We start from the raw sequence: 20945 nt of genomic DNA on the forward strand, positions 1-20945 counted from the left end.
GCCCCGCCGGGCACACGATCAGGTCGTGGGTGCCGACGGGCTTCGCCCGTTCGGGTCGGTCGACCGGGTCCTGCCGAGCAATTGCTCCAGCAGACGGGAGTCGGTGATCACACCCAACACACGCGGTCCGGCTCCGCTGATCGCGCGTCCCTTCGGATACTCGATCACCGCCACCAGACGACTGCGATCGCGCGCCATCAACGCGGCGATCTCCAGGACGGTGTCCTCCGAGTCGGCGACCGAGGGCAGCGTCTTCTCGTGCCGCAGGCAGTCGCGCACGGTACGCCCGGCCAGGGCCCGGTGTGTTCGGCAGACACACGGTTGGTCGAACACCCCGTCCGGCTCCGGATCATCGATCACCCGGCTCGCCAACAGGGCGACCAGGGACGACGCGGGTAGAACCGCGAACGGTTCGCCGCCGGCATCCAGCACCAGTACCCCGGTCTGACGTTGCGCGGCTACCAGTCGGGCCGCGTCCAGAGCGTCGCTGTCGAGGGTGACCATCGGATACTCGGCCACCAGATCACGTGCGCGCATCACGAACTCCTTCAGCGTCGACGGTCGATGCCATTCGGGCGCCTCCCCACGGTCGTGGATTCGATTCCCTCACCTTGTCGCACCCGCCTCGACAAGTGTGGCGAGGGTTCCCCCTCAGGAACCGGCCCTTTCGTCTGCGCCGGCCGGCACGAATCCCGCGCGGGAACACCGGCGTACGGCGCGGGACCGCCGCGGCGAAGCCGGCCGAGGGCACCGAGCCGAGGTCGGGACCGGCCCGAACGCGTCGTGCACGGCCCGCCGAAGGATCACGAAGTCGCGCCCCGGAACACCGCGATGCCGTCGAAACCCGGCGACCGCGTCCCGTGCGGTCACGACGGCGAACCCGGGGTCCCGCGGCCACGCGCACCCGTCACCGAGCGGCGCGCCCGCGACCGGCCGCCGATCACGGGCGAGCAACGCGCTCCGGAAATCACCGAGTTGCCGGCGGCGCGGGCTTCGCGCCGTTGCTCCGCGATCGACGAGTCGAACGCGCCGGCGGCCGAAGGGACCGCTCCCCGGCCGAGTTCCACCGCGAGGACCGGCGCCGGCGCCCCGCGCCCGGCGCGACATCGGCCCCGGACGATGCCGGGGGACGGTCCCGCTCGCTGCGCGCACGGCGGTGTCGCCGGCGGCCCGAAACGCGGGCCCGGCGACAATCGGCCCGCCTCGACCGACCCCGAGGTCGCTCGGCGACCGGGCTCGGCCCCGGCCGCAACGGGTCTGCACGCGGCGGCCGGACGTGGTCCCGCCCACCGGCGGGAAGGACCCGGTGGCGCCGCACGGGGGGACGGCGCCACCGGGTGGGGAAGGATGGCTCAAAGGGGGATGTTGCCGTGTCGACCGCGGCCGGCCGGTGCGCCGGACAGTGCCGCGACGACCCGCTCCACGGTGTCCCCGGGTTCGATCACGGCGTCCACCACACCGAAGTCCAGGGCCCGGCCGACGCCGCCGGAGATGCGCTCGTGCTCGGCGACCAGTCCGGCCAGGAGTTCCTCGCGCGCCGCACCGTCCACGGCGGCGAGTCGCTTGCGGTGCAGGACGCCCACCGCCGCCTCCGCGCCCATCACCGCGACCTCGGCCTCCGGCCAGGCGAACACGGCGGTGGCGCCCAGGGAACGGGAGTTCATCGCGATGTAGGCGCCGCCGTACGACTTGCGGGTGACCACAGTGACCCGGGGCACCTCGGCCTCGGCGAACGCGTGCAGCAGCTTGGCACCGCGCCGGATCACCCCGCCCCACTCCTGGCCCACCCCGGGCAGATAGCCGGGCACGTCCACGAGCACCACCAGCGGAACCCCGAAGGCGTCACACATGCGAACGAACCGCGACGCCTTCTCCGCCGACAACGAGTCCAGGCAACCGCCCTTGCGCAGCGGGTTGTTGGCGATCACGCCGATACTGCGCCCGGCCAGCCGACCGAGGCCGACCACGATGTTCGGCGCCCAGTGCGACTGGAGTTCCGCGAAGTCCGCCGGACCCGATCCGTCCACGATCGCGTACACCAACGGGCGGACGTCGTAGGCGCGGCGCGCCGACTCGGGCAGCAGCGCCCGCAGGTCCTCGGTACGGCCGCGCGCGGCGTCCGGGTCGAACCGGCCGGGCCGGGCGAAGAAGCCGGCCAGTCGACGCGCGTGGACGTACGCCTCCTGCTCGGAACCGGTGGTCACATGGGCCACGCCCGACTGTCTGGCGTGTGCCTCCGGGCCGCCCAGGCCCGCCATGTCGATCTCCTCGCCGGTGACGCTGCGCACCACGTCCGGGCCGGTCACGAACATCCGGCCGGCGGGCGCCATCACCACGATGTCGGTCAGCGCGGGACCGTACGCCGCGGCGCCCGCGGCCGGCCCGAGCACCACCGAGATCTGCGGAACCCGGCCCGAGGCACGGGTCATCGCCGCGAACATCCGGCCCACGCCGTCCATCGACTCCACCCCGTCGGCGAGCTTGGCGCCGCCGGAATGCCACAGACCGATCACCGGGCAGCGCTCGCGCACCGCGGTGTCCACCGCCTGCGAGATGCGCTCGGCGCCGGCCCAGCCGAGCGCACCGCCCATCACCGTCGCGTCGGTGCAGTACGCGATCACCCGGACGCCGTCGATGCGACCGGACACCGCGTAGACGCCCGCCGGATCCTCCCCCGGCAGGGCCCGCACCCCGTCCTCGTCGAGCAGCCGACCCAACCGTAGTCGCGGATCGCGCGCGTCGGCCGGGTCCGCTGCCGACGCCGACCCCGGCGGTTGCGCCCGCGTCGATACGACCTCGCGTTGCTCCGGAAGTCCGGTGGTGGCAGTGGTCGTCATGGCTTCCCCGTTTCCCCAGCCCGTTTCCCCAGCCGTGGATCGACGCGACGACCCGGACTCCGGGCAGCGCCGATCCCCCCGACGGCGCCGGTTCCGCCACGAGGCTCCAGCCATTAAAGCGGCGCGACCTTAACTATCGCTTGCGGCGGCCTTTCACCCCCGGCACGAGGCACGTTCGGGCGCACCGACCGCTCCCCGGACGACCGCCTGCCTCGGCGGTGTTGTCAGGGTGCGGAACCAGGCGTAGAAGGGAAGGACATGCGACGCCGGCAGGCGTCGGACGCGGTTTCGCGAACACGACTGCACCATGCGCCTCGTGGCACGACGACCACTTTGCACGTTCCCCTCGAAGGGAGCCCGGCATGTCCACGGAACCCGTTCAGCGATGCCCCGTGCTCGACCCCACCGCCCGCGCCGGACATGCCGAGGCGGCGGCGCTGCGCGCTCGGGGACCGGCCGTTTGGGTCGAACTCCCCGGAGGAGTCCGGGCCTGGTCGATCACTCGGTACCACGTCGCCCAAACACTGACCACCGACCCCCGGGTCTCCCGCGACTTCCGCCGGCACTGGCCCGGACTGGCCGAACTGCCCGAAGGCTGGCCGTTGGCCTCGGTGGCACTGCAACAGAACTTCGCGAACACCTACGGCGCGGAACACCGCCGACTGCGCGCCCGGGTCGCGCCGTCCTTCGCACCCCGACGGGTGGACTCGATGCGCCCGCAGGTCCAGGCGACCGCGGATCGCCTGGTCGACGCGCTGGCGGCGATACCGCCCGGCGAAAGCGTCGACGTGCGCCGGGCCCTGTCGCTGCCGCTGACGATGACCGTCATCTGCGATCTGTTCGGGGTACCGGACGGATTGCGCGCCGGGCTGGGCACCGCGATCGACGCGATCCTGGACACCGGGATCGAGGTCGCCGAGGCGATCGCACGTCAGCACGAACTCCAGGCCCGACTTGTCGAGTTGATGAAGTACAAGCGGGAGCACCCGGGCGCCGACCTGACCAGTGACCTGCTCACCCCGGTCGCCGAGGAGGAGCAGTCCTCGGAGCAGCAACTCATCGACTCGCTCTTCCTGATGCTCGGCGCCGGCTACGAGACCTCGGTCAACCTGATCACCAGCGTCCTGTCCGAACTGCTGTCCCATCCGGAGCAGTTGGCTCGGCTTCAGGAGGGCCTCCTGGACTGGAGCGACGTGATCGAGGAGACGCTGCGGCTCGAAGGCCCGGTCATGTACCTGCCGTTGCGCTATGCGGTGGAGGACATCGAGCTGGGCGAGGGGGTGCTGATCCGTCGCGGCGACCCGATCATCATCGCCTTCGCCGCCGCCGGGCGGGACCCGGCGGTGCACCCCGACGCGCCCGACACGTTCGATCCCACCCGCGCCGACAAGGCACACCTCGCCTTCGGCTACGGTCCGCACTTCTGCCTCGGGGCACATCTGGCCCGGCTGGAGACGCGCATCGCGGTGTCCACCCTGCTCGACCGCCTCCCGCGGTTGGCCCTCGCCCACCCCGAGCAACCACCCCCGCCGATCCCCTCGCTGGTGGTCAACGGCCCGACCCGCCTCGACGTCATCCCGACGCCGGCGGTGCCGACCTGATCCCGACCGGGGTCCGGGGGGCCGGCGGCAACGCCGGTGTCCGATGGTCGACCGCGATCAGCGGATCCCCGGTGAGCGGGTGATCGAGAACCACGGCCCGGATACCGAACACCTCGGCGAGCAGTTCCGGGGTGAGCACCTCACGCGGCGTCCCGGATGCCCGCAGCGCACCCTCGTGCAGCACGTGCAGCCGATCGCACACCGAGGCCGCCGCGTTGAGGTCGTGCAGCGCGATCAACGTGGTCCGCTCCTGGGCCCGCAACAGGGCCAGGAGTTCGACCTGATGCCGCACGTCGAGGTGGTTGGTCGGCTCGTCCAGCACCAGCACATCCGGCTCCTGCGCCAACGCCCGTGCCAGCAGCACCCGTTGCCGCTCGCCCCCGGAGAGCGTGGCGAACCGTCGGCCCTGGTGCGCCTCCACCCCGGCCTGCACCAGGGCGATCAACACGGCCGCCCGGTCGGCGGCGCTGTCGCCCGCGAACGCCTTCTGGTACGGCGTACGGCCCATCGCGACCACCTCGCGCACGGTGAAGTCGAAGTCGTTCTCCCGCTCCTGCGGCAACGCCGCCACGTGTCGGGCCGCCGCCGCGGGGGTCATCGCCCGCAGGTCCCGGTCGCCGAGCAGGACCCGCCCGGCCTGCGGCTTCAGGTGCCGGTAGACCGTGCGCAACAGGGTGGACTTGCCGCTGCCGTTGGGGCCGACCAGCCCGGTGATCTCACCACCGGCCGCGATCAACCCGACGCCGGTCAGGATGTCCCGGCCGGAGAGGGTGACGTGCAGATCCTGCACGGTGATCCGGCTCCGCTGCCCACCGAACCCGGCGCTCTCGCCCGCGGCCTCCCGTTCACCCTCGCCCGTCATCGCGTCTCCAGCCGTCGGTCGAGCAGGAGCAGCAGCACCGGCGCGCCGATCACCGCGGTGACCACGCCGATCGGCAACTCCTGGGTGCTGACCGCCGTGCGGGCCAGCGTGTCCACCGCGACCAGCAACACCGCGCCGAACAACGCCGAAACCGGCAGCAGTCGGCGATGATCGCCACCGATCAACAACCGGCAGACATGCGGCACCATCAGTCCGACGAAGCCGATCGCTCCCGAAACGGCGACCAGCACCCCGGTCAACACGCTGGTCACCGCGAACAGTTCGCGGCGCAGTCGGGCCACGTCCACGCCCAGTCCGGCCGCCGTCTCGTCGCCCATCAGCAGCGCGTTGAGCGCCCGGGCCCGAGCCTGGAGACCCAGCAGGCCGAGGGCCACCGCGGCGGTGGGCAGCGCCAGTTGCTCCCACTGGGCCCCGCTCAGGCTGCCCATCAGCCAGAACAGCACCCCGCGCGTCTGCTGCTCGTCGCCCGCCTGCAACACCAGGAAGCTGGTGAACCCGGACAGGAATTGCCCCACGCCGATCCCGGCCAGCACCAGGCGCAGCGGGGAGAATCCGCCGCCGCGCCGAGCCAGTGCCCACACCAACGCGAAGGCCGCCAACGCACCGGCGAACGCCGAGGCGGACAGCCCGTATCCGAGCACCCCGCCGGTGCCGGCCCCGAGCACGATCACCGCGACCGCACCGAGCGAGGCGCCGGAGGAGATGCCGAGCAGGTACGGGTCGGCGAGCGGATTGCGCACCAGCGCCTGGACGGCGGTGCCCACCAGCCCCAGTCCCGCGCCGACGACGGCGGCCAACAGGGCTCGCGGCAGCCGGAGTTGCCAGACGATCAGGTCGCGCGTGCCGGGCTCGGGCGACTCGCCGGTCAGCCGTCGCCCGACCACCGACCACACTTCGCCGATCGGGATGTCCACCGACCCCAACGACACGGCCGAGGTCAACGCGACGACCAGGAGCACGGCCAGGACGACGACCACCCACCCGGTGCGCGCCGGGCGACCCCGGTCACCGTCGGTGGGAGCCACCGGCGCCGGCTCGGCCCGGCGTCGGATCCGACGCTCGAATACCGAAACCACCGGCCCCTACCCTGCGGCCGGCGCGGGTCGGACCAGGTCCGGGTGGATCGTGCTCGCGATCCGCTGCACCGTTTCGGCGTTGCGGACCCCGGCGATCGTGGTGCTCTCCGAGCCGATCCGGACGAACTTCCCGTCCCGCACCGCGTTCAGGCCCTTGGTCGCGTCGAACGTGCGCAGGAATCGTTCGGCGTCGTCGAACGCCTTCGCGTTGGCCTCGGCACTGCCCTTGTTCCGGACACCGAGCTGGATCCAGTCCGGATTCCTGGCGACCACGTCCTCCCACGAGACGGGCTTGAAGTCGCCGGCGCAGTCGGCGAAGACGTTGCGTGCCCCGGCCTGGGTGATCACCGCGTTGGCAACCTGTTTGTCGCATACCGCGATCGGCTGCTTGGTACCGGCGTCGAAGTCGAAGAAGAAGTACGTCGGCCGCCGATCCTGCGGCACACCCGCGAGCGCGGTGCGCACCGAGCCGAGGGTCTGCTCCATGCCGGCGACGAGTTGTTCGGCCCTGGGGGAGGTCCCGGTGACCGCGCCCAGGGCCCGGATGTCGGCCTCGACCTCGGCCAAGTCCTGTTGCGGGCCCGGGCGTTTGCGCGCGCAGGCGGTGGACTTGAGGTAGATGTGCTTGATGCCGGCGGCGGCGAACTCCTTGGGCGAGGGCCCCGCACCCATCGCGCCCATGCCGCCCATGTCGGCGAAGGTGTCGAGGTAGAGGTCGGCGCCCGAACCGAGCAACTGCTCCTTGGGGATCACCATGTCGCCGAGCACCCGGACCCGGTCGGCCTGTGCCGAGAACTGCGCCGGCATGGTGCCCTTGCCGGGCGGGAAGCCGGTGCCGATCACCCGGTCGCCGGCGCCGAGCCAGAACAACATCTCCAGGCCGGAGGCGTTGCTGGTGACCACCTTCCGCGGCGCCTCGGTGAAGGTCGTCTCGGCACCGGCGCAGTCCGTCACCTTCACCGGGAAACCCGACGCGCCACCGCCCGGCTTCGTCGCGGCCGCGGTCGCCCCCGAGGCGGCGTCCTCCGTGTCCGTCGAACCGCCTCCACAGGCCGTCGCGAACAAAACCACCGCGGCGGCCACGCCACCCACCTTGCTGCCCCGCACAGTTTCGCTCCCCACAAGTACCGACAGGCGCCCGCGAACGCGAACCCGGACACTCAGTCGGCCACCACCCGAGCGAAGTTCCCGCCGAAGGCCGACTTCCCGTCGCCGGTCCCGGCATCGCCGATCGGCGCGCCCTCAGCCGGCCGCACGGTCGGCGAGAGGGCGACGGCGCAACGCGGTGCGGGCCAGGGCCGGGTGGGTCCACGCGCCGTCCGGGTGGTAGACGTTCCTACCCGGCGCGACGATCGTGTCGATGCGATCGAGCGTCTCGTCGTCCAGGGTGAGCGTCGCGCCCTTCACCGACGCCGCCAACTGGTCCATCGTGCGCGGCCCGATGACGACCGAGGTCACCGCCGGGTGCGCGGTCGGGAAGGCGAGCGCGAGTTCGGGCAGCGTGCAGCCGATCTCGTCGGCCAGGGCGACGAGTTGCTCGACGATGTCGAGCTTGGTCGCGTTCACCGGCAGGGCCGGGTCGAAGCGCCCGGGGTTGAGCCCGGCCCGACCGGAGGTCAGGTCGATCGGGCCGCCCTTGCGGTACTTGCCGGTGAGGAACCCGGACGCCAACGGGCTCCAGGTCAGCACACCCATGCCGAGGCGCTCGCACACCGGCAGCAACGAGCCCTCGATGCCCCGGGCCAGGATCGAGTAGGGCGGCTGTTCGGTGCGAAAGCGTTGCAGGCCGCGACGCTCGGCCACGTGATGGGCCTCGACCACGTCCTCGGCCGGGAAGGTCGAGCAGCCGAACGCGCGGATCTTGCCCTGCCGCACCAGGTCGGTCAGTACGGAAAGGGTCTCCTCGACGTCGGTCGACTCGTCCGGGCGATGGATCTGGTACAGGTCGATCCGGTCGGTGCGCAGCCGCCGCAGGCTGTCCTCGACCGCCGTGGTGATCCAACGCCGCGAGTTGCCGCCCCGGTTGACCCCCTCCCCCATCGCGAAGTGCACCTTGGTCGCCAGGATCACGTCGTCGCGCCGGCCCCGGAGCGCCTTGCCGACGATCTCCTCGGATTCGCCGGCCGAGTACATGTCGGCCGTGTCGACGAAGTTGATCCCGTGGTCCAACGCGGCGTGCACGATCCGGGCGCAGTCGTCGTGGTCGGGATTGCCGACCGCCCCGAACATCATCGTGCCCAGGGCCTGCACGCTGACTCGGATGCCGGTGCGGCCGAGAGTGCGGTAGCGCATGGTCGTGCTCCTTGGGTGCTTACGGGTGTGGCGACCGGAAATCTACGAGCTGGACTCGACTCCAGGTCAAGTCCCATCCTGTGACGCGTGACCGATACCTCCGAGGACCTGACCATCGGCCAGGTCGCCACCCGCACCGGCCTGAGCATCGACACCCTGCGCTTCTACGAACGCGAGGGCATCCTGGCCAATCCGGTCCGCCGCAACCGGGCCGGCCGCCGGGTGTACGCCGAACACGACATCGCCTGGCTCGACATGTGCGTGATCCTGCGCGGCTCCGGCATGCCCATCCCCGCCATCCGGCAGTACACCGAACTGGCCCGCGCCGGCGATGGCACCGAACGCGAACGCCTGGCCATCCTGCGCGAACACCGGTCCCGGATAACCGCCCAGATCGACCAACTCCACCGGTGCCTCGACCTGATCGGCTACAAGGTGGGCGTGTACGAGGACTACCTCGCCGAAACCGAACCCGAACCCGAACCCGAAAGCAACGCCGAAGCCGAAGCCGAAGTCGAGGCCGATGATCAGGTGACGTGACTCGATGACCAGATGACGCGATGGCCCGCCCGAACCGCCCGGTTCGCCCGCCCCGCCGGAACCCGGCTGCTATTCTTCGATTGACCGATCAGTCATCGAATCGAGAGGCCGCCCGCAGTGCCCCGCACCGTCGATCCCGACCGCACCGCCCAGCGGCGCGAAGCGATCACGCTCGCCGCCGCCGGCCTCTTCGCGGAGCAGGGGTTCGAGCCGACGACCGTCGCGGACATCGCCCGGGCCGCCGGGCTCAGCGCGGCGAGCGTCTTCTACTACTTCCCGGACAAGCGGGCCGTGTTCCGCGCCGTGTTCGAACGGGACCTGCCGCTGTCCCACGAACGCGTCGCCCGATTCGCCGGCGCCGAGCACCCGACCGAGGCGATCGTCGAACTCGTCACCGAGCTGGCCGCCGACGCCCGCGACCCGAGCGCGGCCGGCCTGCTCGTGGAGCTGCTGCGCCAGGTCGGTCGGGATCCCGAGCTGGTCGACGTGGTCACCCGGACCGAGGCGGTGCTCCGGGACGGCCTGGCCGGCTTGATCGCCCGAGGCATCGCCGACGGGACGATCGACCCGGCATTGGACCCGAACGAGGCGGCCGGCTGGATCCAGACCGTGGTCGACGCCGTATACCTGGGCGCCGCACCCGATCGGGACGCCACACCCGCACTGCGCCGTACCGTCGCGCGCTACCTGGCACCCGCGCCGAACGAGACAGGGGAACCCCATGGGCAACACAACGGCCGATGACCGGACGGTCACGGTCCGGATGCCGTCGGTGTGGCTCTGGCTGATCGGGGTCGGCGCCACGCTGCTCGGCCTCGGCGCCGGGTTCGCGGTCGCACCGTTCGTGGACTGGTTGATCGACCTGGTCGGCTCCGCGCCCGGCCCGCTGCGACTGGCCGCGAAACTGCCGACCCGCTGGGCCGTACCGATCGGCACCGTGCTCGGCGCGGGCCTCGGCGCCTGGGCGGCCGTGGCCGCTCGCCAGGAGAGCCCGGTCCTGACCGTGGCCGCGGACCACCTGGCGATCCACCGGGACGGCTCGGGGCTGCACATACCCCGGGACCGGATCGCCACGATCTTCACCGACGGCCGGGACCTGGTCGCCCTCGACCCGAACGAGAGCGAACTGGCCCGGGTCCGCGCGAGCGACCTGCCCACCGGGCACCTGCGGGACGCCTTCGCCCGCTTCGACTACCCGTGGCGCGGCAGTACCGACCCGCGCGAGGCGGAGTTCTCCGTCTGGATCGACGGCACCACCGATCTGGACGAGGCCGCCCACACCCTGCTGCGTGCACGCAAGCGGGCCCTGAGCGACAAGCGGGCAGGCGCGGCCGAGGACGCGCTGGACGGGCTGCGCCGGCTGGGCGTCGCCGTCCGCGACCGCAAGGGAGCCCAGCAATACCGCCCGCCCCGACCCGGCCCGCGCGACCCCGCCGAGTCGTAGCCGTCGACCCGCCTCGCCCCGGCCACCGCGTCGAGCACCGATTCCCCGGCGCCGCCGACGAGTGGCCCCACCCGCCGGATCCCCCGACGGCCACCCCCTACCGCGCCGCTCCCGGCAGCGTCGCCGCGACCCGCTCCCGGCCCGACCCGGACAACGCGGCGAGGCCCGCCGGCCGGCCGGTGGCCAGGAGGAGCAGGTCGCCGGTGGGACCGCGGACCTCGTCCGGCCCCGGGCCCGCCGACCACCGCGCATCGGTGGCCACCAGCCGAATCCCCCGAAAACGCTTGCGGGCGCCGTAGAACGGGCTGCGCAGCACGTGTTCGAGGGCGGCGAGCGCCGGCTCGATGGGCATCGCCCGCTCGCGGCCGAGCGGTCTCGCAACGTCCTGCCCGTGCACGAGCGCGTCGACAAGCGGGTCCAACGGCGCGGCCAGCGGCGCACGGCGGGCCGACCCCGCGGTCTCCCGGATCTGCGCGACGAGTTCCGCCGGGGTGTACCGGGCGGCCAGTTCCCGAGCCTCGTCGGCGCCCCACCGTTCGAAGTCGCCCCGGGCCCGGATCGCACCTTTGATCATGCCCGCCAACGTGGTGCGCGTCGACGTGGTCACATGCGCGGCCAATTCGTGCATCGTCCATGCCTCGCAGAGCGAGGGGGTCGCCCACTCCCGCTCGTCGAGGTCGTCGAACAGATCGGCGAGGCTCAGTCGTTCCGCTCGTACCCACGCCAGGATCCGGTCGCGGTCCATGTCGGTTCTCCTCAAGTCCCGGATGGTGTACTCGGGTCGGCCGTCGGCCGTCCCGCTTCGTCGGTCGGGTCCAGAGCCGCTTCCGGCGCCCCGATCGCGCGCAACCTGCGTCGCAGATGTGCCCGTTCGGGTTCGGTCCCGGCCAGGTCCAGCGCCTCGCGGTAGGCCGCCGCCGCCTCGGCGCGCCGACCGAGCCGCTCCAACAGATCCGCCCGGGCGGTCGGGAAGGGGTGGTAACCGCGCAGCCTGGGCTCGTCCGCCAGTTCGTCCAGCAGCGCCAGCCCCGCCTCCGGGCCGTCCCGCATCGCCACCGCCGCGGCCCGGTTGAGCGCGACGATCGGCGACGGGGTCAGCACGAGCAGGACGTCGTACAGCGCCACCACCTGCGGCCAGTCGGTGGTCGCGACGTTCGCGGCCTCGTCGTGCAGCGCGGCGATCGCGGCCTGCACCCCGTACCGCCCCGGTGGGCCGCCGGTCAGCGCGGCGACCACCAGAGCGCGCCCCTCCTCGATCATCGCCCGGTCCCACCGGCCCCGGTCCTGATCGTCGAGCAGCACGATCGCGCCGTCGGGATCGGTCCGTGCCGCGCGCCGCGCGTGGATCGACAACATCAACGCGAGCAGCCCGGCGAGTTCACGTTCGGCGGGCAACAACCGGCGCAGGATCCGGGCCAGCCGGATCGCCTCCTCGGCGAGGTCGAGCCGCTGCAACCGCGGTCCGGAGCTGGCCGCGTAGCCCTCGGTGAAGATCGAATAGATCACCTGGAGCACCCCGGGCAGCCGCGCGGGCAACTCGTCCGCGCCGGGCACCCGGAACGGGATCCGCGCCTCGCGGATCTTCTTCTTCGCCCGGACGATCCGCTGGGCCATCGTCGCGGTCGGCACCAGGTACGCCCGGGCGACCTCGGGGGTGCCGAGCCCGGCGAGGCAGCGCAACATCAGCGCGCCGCGGTCCTCGGCGGGCAGCGCGGGATGGGCGCACGTGAAGAACAGTTGCAGCCGCTCGTCGGGCAGATCGTCGCCGGCGTCGGCCGGCGGCGCCGGATCGGCCCGATCCGCCTCCACCTGCAATACGGCCAGCCGGGCGGCGTAGGTGCGGTCCCGGCGCAACCGGTCGACCGCCCGACGGCGCGCCGTGGTCAACAGCCAAGCGCCCGGCCGGTCCGGCACGCCGTCGACGGGCCAGTGCAGCAGCGCCGCCTCGATCGCCTCGGAGGCGACCTCCTCGGCCAGGTCGAGATCGCCGAAGCGGCGCGCGAGGGAGGCGAGCAACCGGCCCCGTTCCTCCCGGAACACCGACTCGACGGACGCGTCCACCGACGCGTCCCGGACCCGGTCGGCGGATCCCTCCCCGGCCGCGACCGGGAGCGGCTCGGCACCGGCGGCTCGCTCGTCCATGCCGGTCAGCCCGCGAAGTCGGCGATCGGCCGCACCACGATCGCGCCGCTGCCCCGGGCGCCGGGACAGCGCGCGGCCCAGTCGAGCGCGACGTCCAGGTCCGGCACGTCGATCACGTAGAAGCCGCCGAGCACCTCGCGGGTCTCGGCGAACGGCCCGTCCGTCACGGTGCGATCCCCGGTGGGATCGACCCGGACGGTGGTCGCGGTGACCATGTCGGCGAGCGACTCGCCGGACACGAAGATCCCGGCGTCCTTGACCTCCTTGTCGTACGCCACCCAGTCCTCGACGGTGCACTCGGCGGCGCCGCCGTCCGCGTCGATCGTGCCGCTGTGGATCAACAACATGTACTTCATGGTCCGGCTCCTGCTCTGTTCTGTCGTTTCCTTCGTCCGGCGGGTTGCCGTACATCAGGACGACGAACGAGCAGCGGCCGAATCGACAGCCCGCCGAAACTTTTTTCGCCGGCCGGCATCAGCCTCCGGCCAACGAGTCGATCCACGCGGTGAGGCGCCGGCCCTGGCCGACCATCACGTCCGGATCGCGGAGCGTGTTGGTGAGCAGGGACATGCCCTGATAGGCCCCGATCAGGGAGAGCGCGAGGTCGCGCGCGTCCGCGTCGTGGCCCATCGCGCAAAACTGTTCCTCGACCCAGGTCAGGAGCCGGCGCATCACCTCGGCGGCGTGCCGGTCCAGGTCGTCCTCGCGCTTGTCGAGCTCGGACACCAGCGTGCCGAACGGGCAGCCGTACCGCACCGCGAGGTCGCGCTGCTCCACCCAACCGCCCACCAGCGCCCGCAGGCGCTCGCCCGGGGTCGGCAGTTCGTCCAACACCGCGATCAGCTCGCGGAGTTGCCGCTCGTGGTCGTCGATGGCGGCCTCGACGAGTCGGTCCTTGGTCCGGAAGTAGTAGTAGACGTTGCCCACCGGTACGTCGGCCTCGGTCGCGATGTCCGCCAGGGTGGTCCGCTCGACCCCCTGCCGGTGCAGCACGCGCGTGGTCGCCGTCACCAGCCGTTCGCGCTTGCCGGGCCCGGCATCGGCCCCGCGCCGGCTCTTCCTCTGCACTGAGTCAGTCATCTCACTAACAAATATAGACAGCAGCCGCCCGGGGTTGCCGCCGTCCTTCTATGTCGGTCGACCGACTCGCTCCCTCGCCACCGGCGCGGCAGGCCGCAGCGCGGACCGCCCCGCCGGCACCTTCACCAACCGGGCGACCCACCACATCGCGGCGTCTCGTTGATCGGGCCGCAACCATCCGAAACGAACACATGGATGTTCAATCGCACATTCACGTGTTAGAAATGCCCCATGGATGTCGCCGCCCGCCTGGACCTGACCCTGCGCCTCGTGCAGGGCTCCGAGCGCATTCCGGTCGCCGAACTCGCCCGACGCCTCGGCGTCTCGGAGATGACCGTGCGCCGGGACCTGGACACGCTGGAGCGCCAGGGCCTGGTCCGCCGGGTGCACGGCGCCGCGATCCCCGCCCGCGCCCGCGAGGACGGCGCCGGGTTCGCCGCGCGCGAACCGTGGCAGGCGGCGACCAAGGACCGACTCGGCGCGGCCGTGGCGGGCCTGGTCGAACCGGGCTCAAGGGTGCTGCTGGACGCGGGCACCACCACCGTGCACGTCGCGGACCACCTGGCCGCCCGCGCGCCGCTGACCGTCGCGGTGCTCAGCCTCCAGGCCGCGGCACGGCTCGCCGACCGACCCCGGATCGAATTGCTCGTCGTCGGCGGACGCTCGCGTCCCGGCGAGCACTCGCTGGTCGGCCCGCTGGCCCTGCGCACCCTGGAGTCGCTGGCCTTCGACTGTTTCGTGATGTCCATCGGCGGCGTGCACGCCGAGCACGGCTGGTCGGAATTCGATCTGGACGACGCGGCCGTCAAGCAGGTCGGGCTCGCCCGCAGCACCCGCACGATCGTGGTCGCGGACGCCACCAAGCTGGGCGTTCGCGCCTTCGGCCGAGTCGCCGCGCTCGACGCGGTGGACGCTTTCGTCACCGACCACGCCGCCGCCGACGCCGCGACCCATCCGAACGGGCCGCACACGTTGGCGGCCCTGCGCAAGGCCGGTGTGCGCACCGTCCTGGGCTGACCGGTCCGACCCACCCTCCGACGCCGAACCGCCCGGCCGCCCGATCCGAGGAGCCAAACCACCGTGACGACCACACCCCCCGGCCGCCCGACGACCGGCCGCCCGACGACCGAGGGCATCGACCTCCCCGACCGCCGCGGCCGCATCGGCCTGGATCGCCTCGGCCGCGACCTGACCGGCAACCCCGGGGTGCGCATCCGCGACGTCGAGGTGTTGTCCTGCGACTGGTACGTGCTGCGCAAGACCACCTTCGACTACCGGCACGCCGACGGGCATTGGAGTCGCGAGCAGCGGGAGAACTACGACCGGGGCGACGGGGCCACCATCCTGCTCTACGACACCGAGCGCCGAACGGTGTTGCTCACCCGCCAGTTCCGCCTGCCCGCCTACGTCAACGGCCACCCCGACGGAATGCTCGTGGAAACGGCCGCCGGACTGCTGGACGGCGACAGCCCCGAGGAGGCGATCCGGCGGGAGGCCGCCGAGGAGACCGGGCACCGGGTCGGCTGTCCCGAACATGTCTTCGACGTCTACATGAGCCCCGGCTCGGTCACCGAGCGACTGCACTTCTACGCCGCCCCCTACGGCCCGTGGAGCGCCACCGGCGAGGGTGGTGGCATCGCCGCCGAGGGCGAGGACATCAGCACCCTGGAGTTGCCCTTCACCGAGGCGCTCGCGATGATCCGGGACGGCTCCATCGCCGACGCGAAGACCATCATGTTGCTGCAATGGGCGGCCTTGGACGGCCCGTTCCGGCCGGCCGACGACAGCCACGACCGAACGCCGCGAGCCCGCGGTTGACCCGCATCCACCGACCCGGCGGCGCGTCGGGCCGGGCGCGGGCGGACGCGCCCCGGCAGCCGCGGGACTCGATGAACGCGCCGGGCACGGCGACGGTGGCGATCAGGCCACGTCCCGCAGCAGACGCCCGGCGTATACGTCGCTCACGTGACCTCGAAGGTGCGCCCAGACCGCGACGGAGCACGGAAACTCGCCGTCCCGGTAGGCGATGAACACGGTCTCCTCGCGCCGGAACAGCCCGTGCTCGGCGTCCTGCGGCTCGGGCCAGTCGCGGACCACGGCCGCGGCGTGCTCGGCGTCGACGCAGCGCAGCGGGACCACCGCGAGTTGCGCATAGGCGCCCGGCACGGTGTGCGCGATGACCTGGACGTCGCCCATGTGCCGGGCGAAGGCGCGCAGGTGATCGCCGCGTTCCCAGGGCCGGTTCGAGGCCCAGGTGCCGCACGAGCAGGTCGCCCGCGTGGCGACGAAGCCGAGCGCGGCGTGGTCGCCGGGGTAGGTGATGAACTCGATCCGGTGGCGGTCGAGGCGAACCAGCGGGTCCTGGGTGTAGTTCGGCATGCTCATGAGGGTTCCCCCGGGGTGTCGTCGCGTGGTATGGCATGAGCGTAGGCAAGCGCACCGACAACGGCGACCGGATTTCCGCGTCGCCCCGAACCGGCCCCGCCCGGCCCGGAGTCAGCCCGACACGGGTGCCGCGCGATGCCCCCGGCAGGCCGCCTCCGGCGCGACCCGCCACCGGTGGTCGGCCCGCTCCCCCTCGCCCGGCGCGCCGCGCAGTTCGAGACAGGCCGGCCCGTGCACCAGCGCACTCAGGTGGGTGGCCGCGTCGTCCGGATCCGTCGGCGCGAACCGGCCGCAGGCCACGCAGCGCGCGACGGCCCGCACCAGGGTGTCGAAGATCGCCCCCGGGCGGCCCGGATCCGGTGCGAACCGGATCCGGGACCACCGGGTGTACCCCCGCGCCGATCCCGCCCCGCGCGACGGCGGGTGCGGGTCGTTGATCGCGGACGGGTCGAGCAGCCCTACCGGCTGCCCGTCAGATGCGCGAAGACCACAACATTCGCGGCGTATCCGGTGTGCTTGTCGTATCGACCACCACAGGTGATCACCCGCAACTCGGCGGCCTCGGTCGACCCGTAGACCACGTCGTCGGGAAAGGCGTCCTTGGCGTAGGACCGGAGCGCGTCGACCGTGAAGACCGCCGTGCGACGGTCCCGCCGCTGCACCTCGATCCGGTCGCCCACCCGGAGCAGGCCCAGCTTGAAGAACACGGCCGGGCCCGAGCGGGTGTCCGCGTGGCCGACGGTGATCGCGTTTCCCCGGGCGCCGGGGTCGACGCCGCCGCGGTACCAGCCGACCAGGTTCTTGTTGCCCACCGGCGGGGTGGCCAGCCGATGGTCCGGACCGGTGCCCAGCGCGCTCATCGGCGCGTTGACGCCGATCGCCGGGATCCTGATCCGGGTGGGCGTGGACGCCTTCAGCGGCGCGGCGTCCACCCGGTGCGCCGCGTCGTTGGGGACCCGGGCGTGGGCCGACGCCCGAGCCGCGTCCGGAGCCGGCGGCCGCTCGACCGTGCCGTCCCCGGAACCGTGCTGGACCAGCCACAGTCCGACGGCGACGGCCAACGCGGTCGCCCCGGCCGCGACCGGGCCGGAGCGCCGCGTGCGCTGCGCCGGCGCGGGCTCAGTTCGACCCATCGCCCGTGGCACGGCGACGACGCGCGAGGTAGAGGCCGAAGCCACCGAGCGCCGCGCCCGCGACCAGCACGCCGGCCGTCACCTCACCCGCGTCGAAGTGCGAATCCCCGCCGCCGCCACCGGCGTTGACACTGCCCATCGGCCGGCCGCCGGTGCTGCCGGTGGTAGTACCGCCGGTTGTGGTGGTGCCGGCGGGGCAGTCGACCTTGAACACCTTCTGCTTGCCGGCCCCGTGCTCGCCCTCGAAGGTCCATACCAGCTTGTACTGCCCGTTGGGCAACGACAGGTTCGGCGTGTGACCGTTCCCGTCCACGAGGGTGATGGTGCCGCCCAGCAGGGTGCCTTCGGTGTTCGCCGGCTGCGCGACGATCGTGTAGGTGACCGACTGGAGCGTGTCGAAGTTGAAGGCCGCCAGGTTGAACAGGCACACCTTGGGCTCGTTGCTCTGATCCGTCGGCGAGGTGGTGCTCTGGTGCACCTTCACGTCGCCGTTGTCCCCCGGGGCCATCGGCAGCGCGTGCGCCAGGCCGGTGCCGGCGATCGTGGCGACACCCAGCGCGACCGCCGCGACGATCGGCCGCCGGGCGCGGGTGGACGGACGGTGGCACGGGGATGGCATCACGATGGGCTCCACGAAGAGGACGGGACACGCGGTCGGATCAGGTTGCATCGCCTGAAGATGGGACATTTCGACGGTGCCTGCCACGGCCGTCGACACTGCGGCGACACACACCGCGCCACCCCGGTTTCACCCGTATGTCGCAGCCCGCCAGGCCCGGCGCAGGCATGGTGGGCACACCCGGCGACGGTGTGCCCGGCCGTCACGACAAAATGCCTGATACACGCATAATCAGCCGGTTTGACATCGGATCCCGGCAGGCGTAATCCGTGACATATGTGCGCGCAAGCAGCGGAGCGTCCGGCGCACCGCGCGGTACGAAGACGCCCGTCGTCCGGACCCGGGCGGCGCCCATGACCGGTGGGACGCCCGAGGCCGGGCCAGGACCCGGACCCCCTCACTCGGTGCCGGACGAGGCCCACCTCGACCGGGAGCGCGACACACTCCTGGCCGACTGCTCCGCCTGCCTGGACAGCGCGGTACGCGGCACCGGCGCCTACGCCGGCGTGGTCTATCTGCGTTCACCCGATCGGCGCTCCCTGGTGCTGACCAAGGTCGCCGGACTGGCGCTTTCCCTGCTCGCGCCGTGGAGCCGAGTCCCGGTAACCGGCGCATTGCCCGCCCCGGAGGCGTATCGCACCGGCCGCACCGTCTTCCTCGCCGACGACGGCGACACCATGCGGCGCTTCCCGCAGCTCGCCCTGGGCATGCCCTACGCCTACGCGTCCGCCTCGGCGCCGGTGTGCGCCGGGACCGAGACGTTCGGTGTGGTCTGCGTGATGTGGCCCGCCTCCCCCGGACGCGGCCTGCCCGCCTCGCGGCGGCGCAGTCTGGGTGCGGCGAGCCGACGACTGGGGAACGCGCTCGGCGCACGGATCGCCCGCGGCGCGGCCGTCGACTACGACGGCCCGCCCACCGTGACCCTGTTGCCCGCGAACGCGTTCCCGCTGGTCCGGGTGGGCCTGTTCGACTGGAACGTGGCCACCGGCGCCTTCGACGCGGACCGGGAGTTGTGCGAGCTGTTCGGCGTCGACCCGGCCACCTTCGACAAGCGCGCGACGACCCTGGCCGATCGGGTGATCTCCGGCGGTGGGCACGAGTTCCGCGACGCCGCGCGGCAGGCCGTGGCCACCGGCCGGGTGCTCGCCTGGCGCTTCCAGGTGGCGGGCTCCGACGGCGCGGGCCGGCCGTTGGAGGTGTGGGGCCGTGTTCCCGACCAGGAGGCCGCCGGCGAGTCTCGGCACCTGGTGGGCGCGGTGCTCGACCTGGGCGCGGGGGCCGCCGCGGCGGAGGCGGTGGAGCGACTGCGCGACGGCGTCTTCGCGCTCGACCCGGGCGGCCGGATCACCTATGCCAGCCGCCATCTGGGGGACCTGCTGGGCGTGCGGCCGGAGGACGTGCTGGGCCGGACCCCCTGGGAAGCCCTGCCCTGGCTGGCCGACCCGTCCTACGAGGACCGCTACCGGGCGGCGATGCTCTCCCAGCAGCCCGGCTCCTTCCTGGCCCGCACCCCACGCGATCGCTGGCTGGCCTTCTCGCTCTACCCCGACCCGTACGGGCTGACCGGCAAGGTGGTCCCGGTGGGCGCGCCGCCCGGCGCCGACGATCGGGCCGAGGCGGCCGGCGCCGACCGTATCGAGGCCGAGCCGCCCCGGCTCGGCGCGATCTACCACGTGCTCCAGATGGCCGGGGCGCTCACCGAGGCGGTCTCGGTCGGCGAGGTGTGCAAGGTCGTCGCCGACCAGATCCTGCCCGCGTTCGGCGGCCGGGAGCTGGCGATCTACATCGTCCGGGACGAACGCTTCTTCCTCGCCCTGCAGACCGGCTACCCCGAGGGATTCCTGGACCGGTTCGAGGGTGCCCCGCTGGACGCCTCGCTGCCCGGCGTCGAGGCGCTCACCCGCGGCGTACCGATCTTCTTCGAATCGCCCGAGGAACTGGCCGGCGCGTATCCGGGCATCCCGCTCGACGAGATGTCCGCGTGGGCGTTCCTGCCGCTGATCGCCTCGGACCGACCGGTGGGCAGTTGCATCCTCGGCTTCGACCGGCACCACGCGTTCACCCCCGAGGAGCGCTCGGTACTGACCGCGCTGAGCGGCCTGATCGCCCAGGCGCTGGAACGGGCCCGGCTCTACGACGCGGAATTCACCCTCGCCCGCGGCCTGCAACACGCCCTGCTCCCGCACCGGCTGCCGAACCTGCCCGACCTGGAGGTGGTGGCCCGCTACCTGCCCGGCACCCAGGGCATGGAGATCGGCGGCGACTGGTACGACGTGATCGACACCGGGCACGGCGTCGGCCTGGTGATCGGCGACGTCGAGGGGCACAGCGTGGCCGCCGCCGGCACCATGGGCCAACTCCGGAGCGCCGTCCGGGCGTTCGCCACCGGGGGGCAGCGGCCGGACGAGGTGGTGCGGTGCACCAACCGGCTGCTCGCCGACCTGGACCCGGGCCTGTTCGCGAGTTGTTGCTACCTCGAGCTGGACCCGGCCACCGGGGTGGTCGAGGCGGCTCGCGCGGGCCACCCGCCGCCGCTGTTGCGCGGCCCGGACGGACGCACCCGGGTGCTCGACGTGGCCGGCGGCACCCTGCTCGGCGTCGACCCGGCCGCCGAGTATCCGGTGACCCGACTGGTCCTGGAACCCGGCTCGGTCCTGGCGCTGTACACCGACGGCCTGGTCGAGGATGTCGGCGCCGACCTGGACTGGGGCATCGACCGGATGCGCGCGTCGTTGTCGCGGACCCCGCACGCGAGCCTGGCCGAGTTGGCGGACGGGATGTTGCGCGACGCGGGCCGCTTGACCGAGCGGGCCGACGACGTGGCCCTGATGCTGACCCGTCGACCGGGGACTCGGCCCGCTCCGCCGGGATCGGCCGGGTCGACGCCGGGCGCGGGAGCCGATCTGCACTGAG

21 protein-coding genes are annotated in these 20945 nt (G+C 72.7%); 7 read left to right on the forward strand and 14 right to left on the reverse strand.

What is annotated here, in order from left to right:
* Positions 1-18 precede the first annotated feature (18 nt).
* Positions 19-537, reverse strand: coding sequence for a CBS domain-containing protein (locus ABZ374_RS10265; RefSeq protein WP_360309038.1), 519 nt, complete (start codon positions 535-537; stop codon positions 19-21).
* Between the two features lie 815 nt (positions 538-1352).
* Complete coding sequence (locus ABZ374_RS10270) at positions 1353-2837, reverse strand: carboxyl transferase domain-containing protein (RefSeq protein WP_360309040.1); 1485 nt, start codon at positions 2835-2837, stop codon at positions 1353-1355.
* A 362-nt stretch (positions 2838-3199) separates the two neighbouring features.
* Here ABZ374_RS10270 and ABZ374_RS10275 point away from each other — a divergent pair, with 362 nt between their 5' ends.
* Entirely contained in the window at positions 3200-4438 is a 1239-nt protein-coding gene (locus ABZ374_RS10275; RefSeq protein ID WP_360309042.1) for a cytochrome P450, read from the forward strand.
* Here the strand turns inward: ABZ374_RS10275 and ABZ374_RS10280 are convergent.
* The 4 genes from ABZ374_RS10280 to ABZ374_RS10295 form a co-directional block, all read right to left on the reverse strand.
* Positions 4410-5300, reverse strand: coding sequence for an ABC transporter ATP-binding protein (locus tag ABZ374_RS10280; RefSeq protein ID WP_360309044.1), 891 nt, complete (start codon positions 5298-5300; stop codon positions 4410-4412). The genes ABZ374_RS10275 and ABZ374_RS10280 overlap by 29 nt on opposite strands.
* The gene (locus ABZ374_RS10285) at positions 5297-6346 is read right to left on the reverse strand and encodes an iron ABC transporter permease (RefSeq protein WP_360309258.1); all 1050 of its coding nucleotides are present in this window, start codon (positions 6344-6346) and stop codon (positions 5297-5299) included. Before ABZ374_RS10285 ends, ABZ374_RS10280 begins: the two co-directional genes overlap by 4 nt.
* A gap of 57 nt (positions 6347-6403) precedes the next feature.
* Positions 6404-7504: an ABC transporter substrate-binding protein gene (locus ABZ374_RS10290; RefSeq protein WP_360309046.1), complete on the reverse strand. Its 1101-nt coding sequence runs from the start codon at positions 7502-7504 to the stop codon at positions 6404-6406.
* Between the two features lie 135 nt (positions 7505-7639).
* Entirely contained in the window at positions 7640-8689 is a 1050-nt protein-coding gene (locus ABZ374_RS10295) for an aldo/keto reductase (protein ID WP_360309048.1), read from the reverse strand.
* 87 nt (positions 8690-8776) lie between these two features.
* Here ABZ374_RS10295 and ABZ374_RS10300 point away from each other — a divergent pair, with 87 nt between their 5' ends.
* The 3 genes from ABZ374_RS10300 to ABZ374_RS10310 all read left to right on the forward strand — a co-directional run bounded on the left by ABZ374_RS10300 (position 8777) and on the right by ABZ374_RS10310 (position 10673).
* Positions 8777-9229 (forward strand): MerR family transcriptional regulator, encoded by a 453-nt coding sequence (locus tag ABZ374_RS10300; protein WP_360309050.1) that lies wholly within the window; start codon positions 8777-8779, stop codon positions 9227-9229.
* Between the two features lie 117 nt (positions 9230-9346).
* Entirely contained in the window at positions 9347-9973 is a 627-nt protein-coding gene (locus tag ABZ374_RS10305; RefSeq protein ID WP_360309052.1) for a TetR/AcrR family transcriptional regulator, read from the forward strand.
* Positions 9951-10673, forward strand: a complete 723-nt coding sequence (locus tag ABZ374_RS10310; RefSeq protein ID WP_360309054.1) for a hypothetical protein — start codon at positions 9951-9953, stop codon at positions 10671-10673. Before ABZ374_RS10305 ends, ABZ374_RS10310 begins: the two co-directional genes overlap by 23 nt.
* 97 nt (positions 10674-10770) lie before the next feature.
* Here the strand turns inward: ABZ374_RS10310 and ABZ374_RS10315 are convergent, their stop codons facing one another.
* From ABZ374_RS10315 to ABZ374_RS10330, 4 genes are all read right to left on the reverse strand, one after another.
* Positions 10771-11418 (reverse strand): maleylpyruvate isomerase family mycothiol-dependent enzyme, encoded by a 648-nt coding sequence (locus ABZ374_RS10315; protein WP_360309056.1) that lies wholly within the window; start codon positions 11416-11418, stop codon positions 10771-10773.
* 11 nt (positions 11419-11429) lie between these two features.
* Positions 11430-12815 carry a DUF6596 domain-containing protein gene (locus ABZ374_RS10320; RefSeq protein WP_360309058.1) on the reverse strand — a complete coding sequence of 462 codons (1386 nt, stop codon included), beginning with the start codon at positions 12813-12815 and terminating at the stop codon, positions 11430-11432.
* Between the two features lie 5 nt (positions 12816-12820).
* Positions 12821-13171, reverse strand: coding sequence for a YciI family protein (locus ABZ374_RS10325; protein WP_360309060.1), 351 nt, complete (start codon positions 13169-13171; stop codon positions 12821-12823).
* 118 nt (positions 13172-13289) lie between these two features.
* Positions 13290-13895, reverse strand: coding sequence for a TetR/AcrR family transcriptional regulator (locus ABZ374_RS10330; RefSeq protein ID WP_360309062.1), 606 nt, complete (start codon positions 13893-13895; stop codon positions 13290-13292).
* 231 nt (positions 13896-14126) lie between these two features.
* Between ABZ374_RS10330 and ABZ374_RS10335 the strand changes: the two genes are divergently transcribed.
* Both ABZ374_RS10335 and ABZ374_RS10340 read left to right on the forward strand, forming a co-directional pair.
* A complete protein-coding gene (locus tag ABZ374_RS10335; RefSeq protein ID WP_360309064.1) occupies positions 14127-14912 on the forward strand; it encodes a DeoR/GlpR family DNA-binding transcription regulator in 786 nt (261 codons plus the stop codon).
* A 63-nt stretch (positions 14913-14975) separates the two neighbouring features.
* Positions 14976-15713, forward strand: a complete 738-nt coding sequence (locus ABZ374_RS10340; RefSeq protein ID WP_360309066.1) for an NUDIX domain-containing protein — start codon at positions 14976-14978, stop codon at positions 15711-15713.
* A gap of 102 nt (positions 15714-15815) precedes the next feature.
* On the opposite strand, the gene ABZ374_RS10345 is transcribed toward ABZ374_RS10340, so the two are convergent.
* From ABZ374_RS10345 to ABZ374_RS10360, 4 genes are all read right to left on the reverse strand, one after another.
* The gene (locus ABZ374_RS10345; protein WP_360309068.1) at positions 15816-16280 is read right to left on the reverse strand and encodes a hypothetical protein; all 465 of its coding nucleotides are present in this window, start codon (positions 16278-16280) and stop codon (positions 15816-15818) included.
* 111 nt (positions 16281-16391) lie between these two features.
* Complete coding sequence (locus ABZ374_RS10350; RefSeq protein WP_360309070.1) at positions 16392-16601, reverse strand: hypothetical protein; 210 nt, start codon at positions 16599-16601, stop codon at positions 16392-16394.
* 137 nt (positions 16602-16738) lie between these two features.
* Complete coding sequence (locus tag ABZ374_RS10355) at positions 16739-17413, reverse strand: class F sortase (RefSeq protein ID WP_360309072.1); 675 nt, start codon at positions 17411-17413, stop codon at positions 16739-16741.
* Positions 17400-18032: a hypothetical protein gene (locus ABZ374_RS10360; protein ID WP_360309260.1), complete on the reverse strand. Its 633-nt coding sequence runs from the start codon at positions 18030-18032 to the stop codon at positions 17400-17402. The genes ABZ374_RS10355 and ABZ374_RS10360 overlap by 14 nt, the downstream gene beginning before the upstream one ends.
* 404 nt (positions 18033-18436) lie before the next feature.
* Between ABZ374_RS10360 and ABZ374_RS10365 the strand changes: the two genes are divergently transcribed.
* Entirely contained in the window at positions 18437-20944 is a 2508-nt protein-coding gene (locus ABZ374_RS10365; RefSeq protein WP_360309073.1) for a SpoIIE family protein phosphatase, read from the forward strand.
* Position 20945 lies beyond the last annotated feature (1 nt).

It is taken from the genome of Embleya sp. NPDC005971 (assembly GCF_040629175.1).
GTDB lineage: Bacteria > Actinomycetota > Actinomycetes > Streptomycetales > Streptomycetaceae > Embleya.

What these genes read in the sequence shown, in the direction of transcription:
- ABZ374_RS10265 (WP_360309038.1), bottom strand. Translation starts at nt 537, where the DNA reads ATGCGCGCACGTGATCTGGTGGCCGAGTATCCGATGGTCACCCTCGAC.
- ABZ374_RS10270 (WP_360309040.1), bottom strand. Translation starts at nt 2,837, where the DNA reads ATGACGACCACTGCCACCACCGGACTTCCGGAGCAACGCGAGGTCGTA.
- ABZ374_RS10275 (WP_360309042.1), top strand. Translation starts at nt 3,200, where the DNA reads ATGTCCACGGAACCCGTTCAGCGATGCCCCGTGCTCGACCCCACCGCC.
- ABZ374_RS10280 (WP_360309044.1), bottom strand. Translation starts at nt 5,300, where the DNA reads ATGACGGGCGAGGGTGAACGGGAGGCCGCGGGCGAGAGCGCCGGGTTC.
- ABZ374_RS10295 (WP_360309048.1), bottom strand. Translation starts at nt 8,689, where the DNA reads ATGCGCTACCGCACTCTCGGCCGCACCGGCATCCGAGTCAGCGTGCAG.
- ABZ374_RS10310 (WP_360309054.1), top strand. Translation starts at nt 9,951, where the DNA reads ATGGGCAACACAACGGCCGATGACCGGACGGTCACGGTCCGGATGCCG.
- ABZ374_RS10315 (WP_360309056.1), bottom strand. Translation starts at nt 11,418, where the DNA reads ATGGACCGCGACCGGATCCTGGCGTGGGTACGAGCGGAACGACTGAGC.
- ABZ374_RS10320 (WP_360309058.1), bottom strand. Translation starts at nt 12,815, where the DNA reads ATGGACGAGCGAGCCGCCGGTGCCGAGCCGCTCCCGGTCGCGGCCGGG.
- ABZ374_RS10325 (WP_360309060.1), bottom strand. Translation starts at nt 13,171, where the DNA reads ATGAAGTACATGTTGTTGATCCACAGCGGCACGATCGACGCGGACGGC.
- ABZ374_RS10330 (WP_360309062.1), bottom strand. Translation starts at nt 13,895, where the DNA reads ATGACTGACTCAGTGCAGAGGAAGAGCCGGCGCGGGGCCGATGCCGGG.
- ABZ374_RS10335 (WP_360309064.1), top strand. Translation starts at nt 14,127, where the DNA reads ATGGATGTCGCCGCCCGCCTGGACCTGACCCTGCGCCTCGTGCAGGGC.
- ABZ374_RS10345 (WP_360309068.1), bottom strand. Translation starts at nt 16,280, where the DNA reads ATGAGCATGCCGAACTACACCCAGGACCCGCTGGTTCGCCTCGACCGC.
- ABZ374_RS10355 (WP_360309072.1), bottom strand. Translation starts at nt 17,413, where the DNA reads ATGGGTCGAACTGAGCCCGCGCCGGCGCAGCGCACGCGGCGCTCCGGC.
- ABZ374_RS10360 (WP_360309260.1), bottom strand. Translation starts at nt 18,032, where the DNA reads ATGCCATCCCCGTGCCACCGTCCGTCCACCCGCGCCCGGCGGCCGATC.